Source organism: Streptomyces sp. NPDC048338 (genome assembly GCF_043201055.1).
Taxonomy (GTDB): Bacteria; Actinomycetota; Actinomycetes; order Streptomycetales; family Streptomycetaceae; genus Streptomyces.
Genome location: NZ_JBICYQ010000006.1, coordinates 46,591 through 60,419 on the forward strand (window position 1 = coordinate 46,591; position 13,829 = coordinate 60,419).

Annotated in this window: 14 protein-coding genes; 7 read left to right on the top strand and 7 right to left on the bottom strand. The window is 73.8% G+C overall.

All coding sequences use genetic code 11. The annotated features are described in order from the left end of the window. The first annotated feature begins 101 nt into the window (after nucleotides 1–101). The 3 genes from ACGFZF_RS15660 to ACGFZF_RS15670 all read left to right on the top strand — a co-directional run bounded on the left by ACGFZF_RS15660 (nucleotide 102) and on the right by ACGFZF_RS15670 (nucleotide 2,696). Nucleotides 102–461 carry a DUF779 domain-containing protein gene (locus ACGFZF_RS15660; protein ID WP_393554317.1) on the top strand — a complete coding sequence of 120 codons (360 nt, stop codon included), beginning with the start codon at nucleotides 102–104 and terminating at the stop codon, nucleotides 459–461. Nucleotides 462–594: 133 nt separating this feature from the next. Then, complete coding sequence (locus ACGFZF_RS15665; protein WP_393554914.1) at nucleotides 595–1,794, top strand: phosphodiester glycosidase family protein; 1,200 nt, start codon at nucleotides 595–597, stop codon at nucleotides 1,792–1,794. Nucleotides 1,795–1,898: 104 nt separating this feature from the next. After that, nucleotides 1,899–2,696, top strand: a complete 798-nt coding sequence (locus ACGFZF_RS15670; protein WP_393554319.1) for a VOC family protein — start codon at nucleotides 1,899–1,901, stop codon at nucleotides 2,694–2,696. 120 nt (nucleotides 2,697–2,816) lie between these two features. On the opposite strand, the gene ACGFZF_RS15675 is transcribed toward ACGFZF_RS15670, so the two are convergent. The 6 genes from ACGFZF_RS15675 to ACGFZF_RS15700 all read right to left on the bottom strand — a co-directional run bounded on the left by ACGFZF_RS15675 (nucleotide 2,817) and on the right by ACGFZF_RS15700 (nucleotide 8,995). Next, on the bottom strand, nucleotides 2,817–4,400 hold the full coding sequence (locus ACGFZF_RS15675) for a hypothetical protein (protein ID WP_393554321.1): 1,584 nt from the start codon (nucleotides 4,398–4,400) through the stop codon (nucleotides 2,817–2,819). Nucleotides 4,401–4,613: 213 nt separating this feature from the next. Then, nucleotides 4,614–4,808: a hypothetical protein gene (locus ACGFZF_RS15680; RefSeq protein WP_147981985.1), complete on the bottom strand. Its 195-nt coding sequence runs from the start codon at nucleotides 4,806–4,808 to the stop codon at nucleotides 4,614–4,616. Between the two features lie 295 nt (nucleotides 4,809–5,103). After that, nucleotides 5,104–6,180, bottom strand: coding sequence for an acyl-CoA dehydrogenase family protein (locus ACGFZF_RS15685; RefSeq protein WP_393554323.1), 1,077 nt, complete (start codon nucleotides 6,178–6,180; stop codon nucleotides 5,104–5,106). Continuing rightward, a complete protein-coding gene (locus ACGFZF_RS15690) occupies nucleotides 6,177–7,367 on the bottom strand; it encodes an acyl-CoA dehydrogenase family protein (RefSeq protein WP_393554325.1) in 1,191 nt (396 codons plus the stop codon). The genes ACGFZF_RS15685 and ACGFZF_RS15690 overlap by 4 nt, the downstream gene beginning before the upstream one ends. Further along, entirely contained in the window at nucleotides 7,364–8,332 is a 969-nt protein-coding gene (locus ACGFZF_RS15695) for an NADPH:quinone oxidoreductase family protein (protein WP_393554327.1), read from the bottom strand. The genes ACGFZF_RS15690 and ACGFZF_RS15695 overlap by 4 nt, the downstream gene beginning before the upstream one ends. 81 nt (nucleotides 8,333–8,413) lie before the next feature. Beyond that, complete coding sequence (locus ACGFZF_RS15700; RefSeq protein WP_147976438.1) at nucleotides 8,414–8,995, bottom strand: helix-turn-helix domain-containing protein; 582 nt, start codon at nucleotides 8,993–8,995, stop codon at nucleotides 8,414–8,416. A 64-nt stretch (nucleotides 8,996–9,059) separates the two neighbouring features. Between ACGFZF_RS15700 and ACGFZF_RS15705 the strand changes: the two genes are divergently transcribed. The 3 genes from ACGFZF_RS15705 (at nucleotide 9,060) to ACGFZF_RS15715 (ending at nucleotide 11,922) form a co-directional block, all read left to right on the top strand. After that, on the top strand, nucleotides 9,060–10,025 hold the full coding sequence (locus tag ACGFZF_RS15705; RefSeq protein ID WP_393554329.1) for an NAD(P)/FAD-dependent oxidoreductase: 966 nt from the start codon (nucleotides 9,060–9,062) through the stop codon (nucleotides 10,023–10,025). A gap of 41 nt (nucleotides 10,026–10,066) precedes the next feature. Next, entirely contained in the window at nucleotides 10,067–10,966 is a 900-nt protein-coding gene (locus tag ACGFZF_RS15710; RefSeq protein WP_393554331.1) for an SDR family oxidoreductase, read from the top strand. A gap of 176 nt (nucleotides 10,967–11,142) precedes the next feature. Beyond that, complete coding sequence (locus tag ACGFZF_RS15715; RefSeq protein WP_393554333.1) at nucleotides 11,143–11,922, top strand: VOC family protein; 780 nt, start codon at nucleotides 11,143–11,145, stop codon at nucleotides 11,920–11,922. A 182-nt stretch (nucleotides 11,923–12,104) separates the two neighbouring features. Here ACGFZF_RS15715 and ACGFZF_RS15720 read toward each other — a convergent pair whose 3' ends face one another. Beyond that, the gene (locus ACGFZF_RS15720; protein ID WP_393554335.1) at nucleotides 12,105–12,944 is read right to left on the bottom strand and encodes a LysR family transcriptional regulator; all 840 of its coding nucleotides are present in this window, start codon (nucleotides 12,942–12,944) and stop codon (nucleotides 12,105–12,107) included. A 104-nt stretch (nucleotides 12,945–13,048) separates the two neighbouring features. On the opposite strand from ACGFZF_RS15720, the gene ACGFZF_RS15725 reads away from it, so the two are divergent. Beyond that, the gene (locus ACGFZF_RS15725; RefSeq protein ID WP_393554336.1) at nucleotides 13,049–13,774 is read left to right on the top strand and encodes an SDR family NAD(P)-dependent oxidoreductase; all 726 of its coding nucleotides are present in this window, start codon (nucleotides 13,049–13,051) and stop codon (nucleotides 13,772–13,774) included. Nucleotides 13,775–13,829 lie beyond the last annotated feature (55 nt).

Sequence of the window (13,829 nt, forward strand, 5' to 3'; positions counted from 1 at the left end):
CACCGGCCCGGTCGTCCCTCGCAACCCGGTCGCAACCCCGGACGGGCTGGACTGGACCGGACGCCGACCGCCACGGAGCCGGCCGCGAGGAAGGGACCGCCATGGACCGATCCGCACCGCGCGTGGAACTGACCCCCACCGCCGCGGAGCTCGTACGGCGGCTGCGGGCGCTGCACGGGCCGCTGATGTTCCACCAGTCGGGCGGCTGCTGCGACGGCAGCGCGCCGATGTGCTACCCGGCCGGCGAGTTCCGCACGGGTGGCTCCGACGTGCTCCTGGCCTCGCTGGAGGTGGCCGGGGTGGCCGAGCCGGTCGGCTTCTGGATGTCGAAGGCCCAGTTCGAGGTGTGGAGCCACACGCGGCTCATCGTGGACGTGGTGGAGGGCCGGGGCAGCGGCTTCTCCCTGGAAGCACCGGAGGGGGTCCGCTTCCTGGTCCGGTCCCGGCTGGTCGCCCCCTGAGGCGTGTCCGGGACACCCGGCGGTTCACCGGAATGGCGGCTGGGCAACTCCGCGGGGGCTTGCGAGGGTTGCCCGGACCCCAGGGGGACATGTGAAGGTGCCGACCACACCCGTACGCGCGCTGGCGGCCGGCCTGCTGGCCTGGTGCGTGGCGTCGGCCGGGGCACCGGCGGGCGCGGCCTCCCCGGCCGGGGGCCCCGCCGCGCCCCCTCCTCCCGTGGTGCTCGCGCCGGGGGTGACGTACCGGAGCTTCGTCGTGTTCGCCTCCCACGGACCCGCCCGGGTCCATCTCGTCTCCGCCGATCTGCGCGCACCGGGTGTCTCGGTGGACCTGCTGACGCCCGGCGCCGTGGCCGCGCGTGCCCCGCTGTCGTCCCTCGCGGACGACCGCGCCGCGGTGGCCGGCGTCAACGGTGACTTCTTCGACATCACGGAGGCCCAGCACCCCGGCGTCGAGGCGACCGGTGCCTCCGTCGGCCCCGCCGTCGGCGGCGGACGGCAGCTCAAGGCGGCCGTCCCCGACGGCCAGCGCTTCGGCCCCGCACTCCCGGCCGGCACCGACACCCGCGCCGTGCTGGGCGTCGGCACGGACGGGCGCGCCCGGCTGGACCGGCTCGCCCTCGACGGCAGCGTGACCACCCCCGACGGTTCCTTCCCGCTGGGCGGACTGAACCAGTACGCACTGCCGGTGGGCTCGGTCGGCGCGTTCACCTCCCACTGGGGCTCCGTGTCACGGCTGCGGGCCACCTGCGGCACGGACGAGGACCGGGCGGCGCCGTGCGGGACGGAGACCTACGAGGTGACGGTGCGCGCCGGGCGGGTCGTCGCCGCGTCGGCGGTCCCGGGGCGCGGCGCGATCGCCGAGGACACCGAGGTGCTGGTCGGCCGGGAGGCCGGTGCGCGCCGGTTGCGCGCGCTGGCGGTGGGCGACCGGGTCGGGGTGCGGCACCGGCTGGTCGCGGAGGACTCCCGGATCCCGTACCGCTTCGCGGTCGGCGGGTATCCGGTGCTGCGGGCGGGGGCGGCGCTGCCGGGTCTGGATCCGCTCACCTCCGCCGTGCGGTCCGCGGCCGGTCGGACCGACGGCGGAAGCACGCTCCTCCTGATGGCGCTGGACGGCGGCCTCGGCTTCCGTACCGGTCTGACGATCGCCGAGGTCGCCGAGGTGATGCGGGACGCGGGCGCCGAGGACGCGTTCAGTCTGGACGGCGGCGGCTCGTCCACGCTGGTCACCCGGGATCTCGCCGGCTCCGCGGTCACCGTGCGCAATCATCCGACCGAGGGCGCCGAGCGCCCGGTGCCGAACGGCATCGGGGTCTTCGCCCGCGGGTGACGCACCGCGGCCACGCTGCGTCACCGCGCGAAGTGCGGCCGCCGTGTCTAGCGTGGCATCGGGAACCCATCGAAGCGCATCACGATCGGAAGAGGATCACCGTCATGGCCACACGACCTGAAGGCACGCCGGCCTGGACCGACGCCATGTTCACGGACGTCGAGGGCGCCAAGACGTTCTACGGCGAGGTCCTGGGGTGGACCTTCGGCGAGGCGTCCTCGGAGTTCGGCAACTACACGCAGGCCTACCGCGACGGGAAGGCGGTCGCGGCCGTCGTGCCGCCGATGCCGGGCCAGGAGACACCCCAGTCGGCCTGGTGTCTGTACTTCTCCTCGCCCGACGCGGCCGCCACGGCGGAGCGGATCAAGAGCAGCGGCGGCACGCTGCTCATGGAGCCGATGCAGGTCGGGGACTTCGGTTCGATGTGCCTGGCGCAGGACCCGACGGGCGTGACCTTCGGCGTCTGGCAGCCGGGCGCGCACGAGGGCTTCGAGCTGGAGGGCGAGACCGGTTCCTACTCCTGGGCCGAGGTCTTCACCCGGGAGCCCGAGCGGTCCGACGCCTTCTTCGCCGCGGTCTTCGGCTTCAACACCAAGCGGATGAAGGACGACGAGGTCGACTACAAGACCTTCGACCTGGGCGGCGAGATGCCGGTCCTGGGCCGGATGACGATGACGCCGGAGGACTTCCCCGCGGAGATCCCCGCGTACATCCAGGTCTACTTCGCCGTCGACGACTGCGACGCGGCCGTCGCGAAGGCGGAGAAGCTCGGCGGGCGGAAGGTGTTCGGGCCGATGAGCAGCCCGTTCGGCCGCTTCGCGGCGATCGTGGACCCGCAGGGCGCGGCCTTCGCCGTCATCGACCTGAAGACGACCGAGGGCGAGATGCCGGAGTTCGACTGAAGCCTCGCTCCCCAGGTGCCCGGGACCGCGCGTCGCGGTCCCGGGCACCCTCGTGCGGGGCGTGCGGGCGGTCCGGCCTTAGGGCCTGCGGGCGGTGCCCGGCCTCCGGCCCGGTGAGGGTCAGGCGCCGTCGCGTACGGCGACGATGCCGTTGAAGACGCCGACGTAGGCGGTGCCGTCGGGACCGATGGTGATCGGGGCCCAGTTGTTGTCGTAGGCCACGCCCGTCCCCGTCAGCCGCTTGAAGGCGCGCTGCCCGGTGCGGAAGTCGACGGCGGTGAGGTACCAGGCGTCGATGCCGAGGGCGTTCGGCTCCTTCTCGTAGAAGTACAGCAGTCCGTTCGCGGTCGAGAGTTTGGGCACCGTGGACGGGGATCGGACCGCGCTCTCCCAGACGGTGTCGCAGCCGCTGCCGTCGGGGCGGACGTCGATCCGGGCGACGCCGCCGGTGACGCTGCGGCCGAAGGTGAGGGTCGTCGGGTTCTCGTAGCCGTAGTTGTTCTCCACGACCAGGCTGTCTCCCCAGCCGATCAGGGAGTTGTCGGTGGTGGAGGCGCCGGAGCGGAAGACCGGGACCTTGCAGACGAGGCGCTCGGCGGCGGGGACGTCGGCCCCTCGCCGGTAGACCAGGACGTTCATCCGGTCGTCCGCGTTGTCGGTGATCGCGACGTAGTCCTCGTGCGCGCCGAAGAGGTCGGGGGTGGTGCCCGAACCCTGGTTCACCGAGCCGGGCTTGGTGCCGGTGCCGCGGTCGTAGGTCTGGCGCCACCGGATCTCGGGGGTGCCGTCGGCCCCGGCCCCGAAGCCGTAGAGCGCGTGGTCGGAGACGATCGAGACGCCGTCCTCGGCGACGGAGAAGGAGTTCTGGATCTCCTCGCCGTCGAGCCGGATCGCGCGCAGCGCGCCGGTGCCCGGGTCGACGGTGCCGACCCGGCCGAGTCGGGTGACCCACCAGATGCGGCCTTCCCAGTCCGGCATCACGGAGGTGACCGGGTCGCAGACGCCGCTGGGGAAGAGGTTGGTCCAGGAGACGCAGTCGTGCGGCACCAGGGCGGTGAGGTCCCAGTCGTTCTCCACGGTGAACGCCCAGCGGCCGTCGGCACCCCGGGAGTGGGCGATCCGCAGGACGTGCTGCCGGGAGTCGGCGAGGACGACGCGGTCCCGGTCGTCGAGGTAGAAGTAGGCGCCGCCGGAGGTGTCCTTGAAGATCCTCTCGAAGTCGAGCCGCGTGACGGCCTCGACGGTCGAGGAGCGCTGCGGCAGCTTGTACTCGGCGAGGGTGTCCAGGCTCCTCGGGTCGAGCAGCTTGAGCAGGAAGCCGGAGAAGGTGCCGCAGACGGTGAGGATCCGTCCCTCGGAGTCGAAGGTGACGGTGGCGCATTCGCCGCCGAGGGCGGCGATCTTCTCGCTGGTGACCTTCGGGTCCCGGCCGAGCGGCCCGGACCAGGGGTGCGTGCCGCTGCCGGCGCCGTCGGCGTGCATGCCGCTGCGGCCGTTGGGAGCGAGGTACGGGTGCTGGGCCGGAGGTGTGCCCGGTACGGGCCGCGCCGTGGCGGGGGCACCGTCGTAGTGGTCGACCAGCCGGTGGCCGGGGGCGAGGGGGATCTCGTCGGCCAGGGCGGGCGGCGTCGCCCACGCGAGCGCCGCCGCGGCGAGCGCGGCGATCAGGGCGAGCGCACGGGCTCGCCTTCGGGGGGTGGTCAATGCGGCTCCTCGGATGCGTGCGTCGGTCGCGCCGGCGGCCGACGTTAGGTCCGAGTGCGTGAGATGTACATGGAACGGCCCCTGGTTTCACGGGCACTTCATGCCGGCGCAATGCCGCGACGCCGACCCGCCGGCGGCACGGGGCCCGTGACCCGGGACGGCAGGGCACCCGAGAGCCGCACGGGGCCGAGATCGCTCAGGGCAGTCGGCGGTTCAGGGCTTGAGGCTGCTCACGACGTTGGCGGTGGCGGCGACGCCGTTCGCGATCGTCGGCGCCATGCTCGTACCGGCGAGGAAGAAGCCGAGCAGGGCGCAGACCAGCGCGTGGGAGAGCTTGAGTCCGCCGTTGCGCAGGAAGATCACCGCCAGGACGAGCAACAGCAGCACCACGGAAATGGAAACGGCCATGGCCACACCCTCCTTGCGCCGCACGGGAATTGCGGCGTTCGGCGGCCAGTGTGGCGCAGCGGGAGCTCCGTCCGGCCGAACGGCATGCCCGCCGAACGGGTGACATTGCCGTGGGGCTGTTCGCGCACGCCCGCCGCCGCGCCGGTTCGCGGACCCGGCGGGGCCGCGGGCCCGGCGTGGCCGGCGGGACACCCGCCCCTGCCCGGCGGCCCGCCCGGACGGGGCGGGCCGGAGGCTCCCGGCCGGGGGCGGCGCGGTGGCGCGCGCCGCCCCCGGCGGGCTCTCCCGACCCTGGTTACGCGGGGGCGGGCAGACCGACCAGGGCCGCGATCGCGTCCTGGTGCGCGCCGGCCGAACCCAGCGCGATCTGGTCGGACTTGGCCCGCTTGAGGGCCAGGTGCGCCGGGTGCTCCCAGGTCATGCCGATGCCGCCGTGCAGCTGCACGCACTCCTCGGCCGCGTGGACGGCGACCTTCGAGCAGTACGCCTGGGCGACGGCCACGGTCAGCGCGGCGTCCGGGCTGCCGACGGCCAGGGCGTCGGCGGCGGCGCGAGCCACGGCGCGGGCGTTGACCACCTCGAGCCAGAGCTGCGCCATCCGGTGCTTCAGCGCCTGGAAGGAGCCGACGGGCCGGTTGAACTGGTAGCGGTCGCGGGTGTGCCGGACGGTCTCCTCCAGGCACCATTCGGCGAGCCCGAGTTGCTCGGAGGCGAGCAGACCGGCGCCGGCGAGCAGGCCGCGCCGGATCGCCGCTCGGGAGGCCGCCGCGTCGGCGAGCCGGGTCCCGGCGGCGCCGCTCGCGTCGACCGCCGAGAGCGGGCGGGTGAGGTCGAGCGGGGTCAGCGGCTCGATCCGGGCCTCGGCCGCGGGCACCGCGTAGAGCCCGTCGGCCCTCGGGACCAGCAGCACGTCGGCGGCGGCGGCGTCGGCGACGCCCGTCACCGTGTCCGTCGTGGGCGGCTCCGTGTCGGGTCCCGCCGAGAGCGGCACGGCGAGGACCGCGACGGTACGGCCGCTCGCGAGCGCGGCGAGCAGCTCGGCCACCGGGGCGCTGTCGGTGTCGAGGGCCAGCAGGGTCTCGACGGCCACCACCGCGCCGGTCAGGTACGGCACCGGGGTCACCGCCCGGCCCAGCTCCTCCAGGACGACGGCCGCCTCGCGGTGGCTCGCGCCCTGTCCGCCCAGCTTCTCGGGCACGAGCAGTCCGGCCGCGCCGATCTCGCCGGCGAGGGACTTCCACAGGCCGGGCACGTACGGACCGCCGGTCTCGATCCGGCCGAGCAGCACCTGCGCCCCGGCACGGTCGGCGAGCAGCGAGCGGACCGCGGCACGCAGGTCGTCCTCGGTCTCGGAGTAGAGCAGATCCGTCATCGCGCGAGGTCCTTCCAGGCGACGTCCTTGTCGTTGCGGGGCTCGGAGGGCAGTCCGAGCACCCGCTCGGCGACGATGTTGAGCAGCACCTCGGTCGTGCCGCCCTCGATGGAGTTGCCCTTGGAACGCAGGTACCGGTATCCGGCCTCGCGGCCGGTGAAGTCGACCAGTTCGGGGCGGCGCATCGTCCAGTCGTCGTACAGCAGGCCCTCGTCGCCGAGGAGTTCCACCTCCAGGCCGCTGATGGCCTGGTTGAGCCGGGCGAAGCCGAGCTTCATCGCGCTGCCCTCGGGGCCGGGCTGGCCGGCGACGAGCTGCTGGCGCAGCCGCTCTCCGGTGAGGCGGGCCACCTCCGAGTCGACCCAGAGGTCGAGGAGCCGACGGTGGAGGTCGTGGGTGCGCAGTTCGGGACGTTCGCGCCAGGTCCTGGCGACCGGGCCGATCATGCCGCCCTCGCGGGGGATGCGGGCTCCGCCGATGGAGACGCGCTCGTTCATCAGGGTGGTCTGGGCGACCCGCCAGCCGTCGCCGACCTCGCCGAGGCGATGGGCGTCGGGGATGCGGACGTCGGTGAGGAAGACCTCGTTGAACTCGGCCTCGCCGGTGATCTGGCGCAGCGGCCGCACCTCGACACCGGGGTCGCTCATGTCGCAGATGAAGTAGGTGATGCCCCGGTGCTTGGGGAGGTCGGGGTCGGTGCGCGCGATGAGGATGGCCCAGCGGGCGACGTGGGCGCTGGAGGTCCACACCTTCTGGCCGTTGACGACCCACTCGTCCCCGTCGCGGACGGCGCGGGTGCCGAGGGCGGCCAGGTCGGAGCCGGCGCCCGGCTCGCTGAAGAGCTGGCACCACACCTCCTCGCCGACCCACAGCGGCTTGAGGAAGCGCTCCTTGACGTCCTCCGTGCCGTAGGCGAGGACCGTCGGGGCGGCCATGCCGAGGCCGATCCCGATGCGGCGCGGGTCGTTGTCGGGGGCTCCGGCGGCCTGGAGTTCGGCGTCGACGACGGCCTGCAGGGAACGCGGGGCGTCGAGTCCGCCGAGCCCGACCGGGTAGTGCACCCAGGCGAGTCCGGCGTCGAAGCGCGCCCGCAGGAAGTCGGTGCGCGGCGTGGTGGCGGGCGGGTGCGCCGCGAGCAGCGCCCGCGTGAGGGAGCGCAGTTCCGCGGCGTCGGGCGCGGCGGTCATCGGCCGGCTCCTTCCGGGAGGACGACCAGGCGGCCGGTGGTGGTGCCGTCGGCGACGCGCTGCACGGCGTCGGCCGCCGCGGCGAACGGGACGCGCTCGCTGACCAGTGGCCTGATGAGGCCCTTGGCAGCGAGGTCGGTGAGCGTCTCGTGGCAGCGCAGGATCGCCGCCGGGTCCTTGAGGTTGTACAGCCCCCAGTGCAGGCCGACGATCGAGTAGTTCTTGACGAGGGCGTGGTTGAGCGCGGGCGAGGGGATCGTGCCGCTGGCGAACCCGACGACCACGATCCGGCCCTCGAAGGCGACGAGCTTGGCGGACTGCGCGTAGGCCGCGCCGCCGACCGGGTCGTAGATCACGTCGGCGCCGCGACCGCCGGTGGCCTCCTTCACGGCGGCGACGACGTCCTCGGCGTGGCGGTCGACCACCACGTCACAGCCGAGCTCGCGGGCTACGGCGGCCTTCTCCGGTCCGCCGACCACGCCGACGACCGTGGCGCCGGCGGCCTTGCCGAGCTGCACGGCGGCGCTGCCGACGCCGCCCGCGGCGGCGTGCACCAGCAGGGTCTCGCCCTCCTGGAGCCCGGCCCTGCGGTGCAGGCCGAACCAGCCGGTCTGGTAGCCGATGTGCAGGGCCGCCGACTCGGCGTCGTCGAGCGCGTCGGGGGCGGGCAGCACCGCCGAGGCGTCGGCCAGGGCGTACTCGGCCAGGCCCCCGTGGGGCAGGACGGGGGTGGCGATGACCCGGCGCCCGTCCTCGGTGTCGGCGCAGATCTCCACGCCGGGGGTGAAGGGCAGCGGGGGCCGCACCTGGTACTGGCCCCGGCAGAGCAGCGCGTCGGGGAAGTTGATGTTCGCGGCGCGGACCTTGAGCAGGACCTGGCCCTCACCGGGCGTGGGCCGGTCCACTTCGTCGCACTGCATCACCTCGCCCGGCTCGCCGTTGTCGTGCACTCGCCATGCCTGCATGGGGTTCCTCCACCAGCCGTCGTCCGTACTGAGCGGTCGGTCGCATACTAAGCGGTCGCTTGTGTTGACGGAACCGTGGACTCAGGACTTCTTCGGGCGCGCCCGCACGTGCATGCGCTCCCCCTGCGGCCCGAACAGGCTCAGGAACTCCACCGGCCCGTCCGGTGTGGGCCCGAACCAGTGCGGGACGCGCGTGTCGAACTCGGCGGCCTCACCCGCCGCGAGCACCACGTCGTGCCCGCCCAGCACGAGGCGCAGCTTCCCCGACAGGACGTAGAGCCACTCGTAGCCCTCGTGGACCCTCGCGTCGACCGGCTCGGCCTTCTCCTGCACCACCTTGTACGCCTGGAGACCGCCGGGCTGGCGGGTGAGCGGCAGCATGGTGCGCCCGTGGCGCACGATCGGCTTCGCGCGGACCCGGGGATCGCCCACGGGCGGCGCGCCGACCAGCTCGTCGAGCGCGACCTGGTGGGCGCGTGCGATGGGCAGCAGCAGCTCCAGGCTCGGCCGGCGCTGCCCCGACTCCAGGCGGGAGAGGGTGCTCACGGAGATCCCGGTGGAGGCGGAGAGGTCCCCCAGGGTCGCCCCGCGCTCGCGCCGGATGCGGCGCAGCCGCGGCCCCACTTCGTTCAGCACCTCGTCGATGCGTTCGTCCTCGGTCATGCCTCCATTGCAGAAACAGCAAGAAAGTTTGTCAAGCCGGCGGACTCGGAGGGAACCTCGGGGCATGGACACGAACGAGCGGTACGACGTGGTGGTGGTCGGCGGCGGTGCGGCGGGGCTCAGCGCCGCCCTGGTCCTGGGCAGGTCGCGGCGCCGGACCCTGGTCGTCGACGCGGGCGAGCCGCGCAACGCCCCGGCGGCCCACATGCAGGGGTACCTGTCCCGGGACGGGATGAACCCGGCGGACTTCCTCGCGGCCGGACGGCGGGAGATCGCCGCCTACGGGGTCGGCCTGACCACCGGCGAGGTGACCGAGGTGCTCCCGGACGGGGACGACGGCTTCGTCGTGCGGCTCGCCGACGGCCGGACGGCGGGCGCGCGGCGCCTGGTCGTCACGACCGGGCTGGTCGACGAACTCCCGGACATCGCCGGACTCGGCGCCCGCTGGGGGCGGGACGTGCTGCACTGCCCGTACTGCCACGGCTGGGAGGTCCGCGACCGGGACTTCGGCGTCATCGCCCATCCGGTGACGGGCGCGCACCAGGCCCTGATCGTCTCCCAGTGGTCCGCGGACGTCACCCTGTTCCTGCACACGACGGCGGCGCTCCCCGAGGACCAGCGGGCGAGGGTCGCCGCGGCCGGCATCGAGGTCGTCACGGGCGAGGTGGCCGGCCTCGTGATCGAGAACGACCGGCTGACGGGCGTGCGGATGGCGGACGGCCGGACGGTCGCCCGGTCCGTGCTCTTCGCGGGCACGCGGATGGTGCCCCGGGACGGACTGCTGACGGCGCTCGGCGCGGCCACACGTCCGACACCGCTCGGGCCTCTGGTGATCGTGGACGAGACCGGCCTGACGAGCGTGCCCGGCGTCTGGGCGGCGGGCAACGCGATCGGCCTCGCCGAACAGGTCGTGAACGCGGCGAGCGGCGGCTACCGGGCGGGCGTGGCGGTCAACACGGACCTGCTGCTGACCGATCTGGACCGGGCGGTCGCCTCGGCAGGACCGGCGCGCTCGGCTTCGACCGGCTGACCGCCCTTCAGTTCTCGCGCGCGGCGCGCTATCGATGCGGCATGACGAGCCAAGCGACGCCCCCGCCCGGACTGCCCGCCCCTCCCCCGCTCGGCGCCAGCGCGCTGCCGGCGGGGACGTACGACGGGACGGTGGTACTGGTCACCGGGGGCGGGTCCGGACTCGGCAGGGCGATCGCCGCCGAGTTCGGCCGGCTGGGGGCGGCGCTGATGCTCGTCGGCCGGACGGCCGCGCGCCTGGACACGGCCCGGCGGGAACTCGCCGAGGAGTGCGGCACACCGGTGGCGACCGCGGTCGGGGACATCCGCGACCCGGAGCGCGTCGCCGCCGCCTTCGACGCCTGCGAGGCCGGCCTCGGCTCCCGGCCCGAGGTCCTGGTGAACAACGCCGCCGCCAACTTCCCCGTCCCGGCCGAGGAGTTGTCGCCGAACGGCTGGCGCGCGGTCGTGGACGTCACGCTCACCGGGACCTGGTTCACCACCCGGGAGTTCGCCCGGCGGCACCTGGCGGCCGGCACCCCCGGCTCGGTGATCAACGTGGGCGCCTCCTACGCCTGGACGGGCGGCCCCGGGTTCGCCGCTTCCGCGGCGGCGAAGGCCGGCGTGAAGAACCTGGTGGAGACCCTGGCGGTCGAGTGGGGTCCGTACGGGATCCGGGTGAACGGCCTGGTCCCCGGCCTGATGCCGCACGAGGACATGACGACCGACATCCGCGGCACGCTCGCGCGGGCCGGGGACCCGGACGCACGCCAGCCCGCCCTGCGGGTGGGCCGGCCCCGCGAGCTGGGCTGGGCGGCGACCTTCCTGGCCTCCCCGTACGCCCGCTTCATCAGCGGGCACACACTGGTCGTGGACGGGGCGAACTGGCAGCGCAGGGCGCTGGTCAACGATCCCGTCGTGCCGCTACGCGACCAGTTGGGGCGGGGGCCGTTCCGGCCCTGACCGAGGACCGGGCGGCCGCCACCGGGGGCCGGGATCGCGCCGGCCCCGGTGTCCCCGCGGCACTGGGCCGGCCGGATGAACCGGTCCGCGTGCGGCTGCGCGGGCCGGTTCCAGGGGCGAGGATCGGCCATGGTGGCCGGACGACCCCACAGCAGCGGAAAGGCAGGGCGCACCAGATGCTCGGTACGGACTTCACGACGGGATCACCCAGCTGGCTCGACCTCGGCAGCCCGGACGTCGCCGCCGCCGCCGTGTACTACGGCGGCGTCCTCGGCTGGGAGTTCGAGTCGGCGGGGCCCGACGCCGGCGGCTACGGCTTCTTCAGGCGGAACGGCCGGACGGTCGCCGCGATCGGCCCGCTGACGGAGGACGGCGCGACCTCCGCCTGGACGATCTACTTCCAGACGCCCGACGCCAAGGCCACGGCGGAAGCGGCGAAGGACGCCGGCGGGACCGTGCGGGTCGAGGCCTTCGACGTCATGGAGGCGGGACAGATGGCCTGCCTGACCGACCCGGGCGGCGCCGAGTTCGCCGTCTGGCAGCCGGGGGCCGTCAAGGGCCTGGAGCAGACCTCGGACACCCACAGCCTGGTCTGGGCCGAGCTGCACGTCGGCGACCCCCGGGTCGCCCTGGACTTCTACGGCCGGCTGTTCGGCTGGCGCTCGCAGGAGATGGACGCGCCGGGGATGACCTACCGAGTGCTCTCCACGGCGGAGGGCGACCTGCAGGACGCCTCGTTCGGCGGGGTGGCGCCGCTGCAGGAGGGCGGGCACGAGGCGCGCTGGATCCCGTACTTCGCCGTCGACGACGCGGACGAGATCGTCGCCAGGTCGACGGGGCACGGCGGGTCGGTGCTGATGCCCGCGGCGGACATCCCGGACGTGGGCCGCATCGCGTGGCTGGCCGATCCCTTCGGAGCCCCTTTCGCGATCCTCAAGCCGTCACCGCAGATGTGAGGCGGCGCGGGGCTCGGCCAGGTCCTGTCCGGGCGATCTTCGAGGACCGGCCCGCGGCGTCGGATGTGGTGTATCGCACGGCGGAGGATCGCCCTCGTACCGGGCGTACCCGGGCGACTCCGACAACGCCGCGAGACGCCGCAGCCGTCGTCGCGGGCCCGAGAAGATCGCCCGGACAGGACCTAGAGGCGGGTCGCGGTGCGGACGAGGTCGGCAACGGCTCGGGATCTGCTGTGCGGTGGCCAGGCGATGACGGTCGTGACAGCCGGTGCGTCCGGCACCGGCACCGTCGCATGATCGTCGCGCAGGTGGGCTCGGAGTGACTCCGGCACGACCGCGCAGGCCCGTCCGAGCGCGATCAGCTGGAACAGCTGGGTGTGGTCGCGCACCTGCGGGCCGGGTCCGTCCGGATAGCCCCCGCCCCGTCGAGGCCAGCGTGGCAGGGGCAGGTCCGTCAGGGTGGTGACCTCGGCCATCGACATACGGGGTCGGTCGGCCAAGGGGTGCCCCGCGGGCAGGACCACGACCTGCTGTTCGGTGTGCAGGTCCTCGGTGTCGAGTCCGGCCGTCGTGTCGAAGGGCCGCTGGAGCAGAGCGACGTCGGCACGCCCGTCGCGCACCAGCCCTTCCTGCTCGCCGGGCCCGCACAGCACCACCTCGACGGCGACCGCGCCGGGCTCGGCGGCGTAGGCGTCCAGCAGCTTCGACAGCAGTTCGCCGGCCGCTCCGGCTTTCGTGGCCAGCACGACACCGGGCGGTTCGGCAGCCGCGCGGCGGGTGCGGCGCTCGGCGGCTTCGACCGCGTCGAGTGCGGCCCGGGCCTCCCTCAGGAGCACCGACCCGGCCTCGGTCAAGGCGACCGCGCGAGCAGTGCGGTGCAGCAGGACCACTCCGAGCCGCCGCTCGAGCTGCTGGATCGCGCGCGACAGCGGTGGTTGCGCCATGGCGAGCCGCTGCGCCGCCCGCCCGAAGTGCAACTCCTCCGCGACGGCGACGAAGTACCGCAACTCTCGCGTCTCCACCGCGTCATCGTAGCCGCGCTCACCACGACCGATACCTGTGGGGTATCGCCGCCCACCCAGTCGGTCTTGGACGTCCCACCCGGGTCCGCACCACGCTTGACGACATGAGTGGACAGACGATCGCGCTGGTGACCGGTGCGAACAAAGGAATCGGATACGAGATCGCGGCGGGCCTGGGCTCCCTCGGCTGGCGCATCGGCGTGGGCGCGCGGGATCGACAGCGCCGCGACACCGCGGTGGAGAAGCTGCGCGCGGCAGGGACCGACGCGTTCGGCGTTCCGCTCGACGTGGCGGACGACGCGAGTGTGGCCGCCGCGGCCGAACTGATCGCCGACCGCGCCGGAGGGCTCGACGTCCTGGTCAACAACGCCGCGATCACCGGTGGTTCGCCGCAGACGCCCACCACGGTCGATCCCGCGACCGTACGAGTCGTCGTGGAGACCAACGTGATCGGGGTCATCCGCGTCACCAACGCGATGCTGCCCATGCTGCGCGGCTCGGCATCGCCGCGGATCGTGAACATGTCCAGCAGCGTCGGCTCGCTCATCCTGCAGACCACGCCCGGCATGGACATGGGCCCGGTTCCCGCCGCGTACTTGGCGTCCAAGACCTTCCTCAACGCCGTCACCGTCCAATACGCCAAGGAACTGAGCGACACCGACATCCTGATCAACTCCGGCTGTCCCGGCTTCACCGCCACCGACCTCAACGGCTTCCAGGGCGTCCGCACTCCCCACCAGGGCGCGGCGATCGCGATTCACCTCGCGACCCTGCCCGACGACGGACCGACCGGCGGATTCTTCGACGACGGTGGAACAGTGCCCTGGTGACAGACTCACCGGCCCCTAGGGCCTGTCTTCAAAGTCCCGCCTGGCTCGCGGCGCC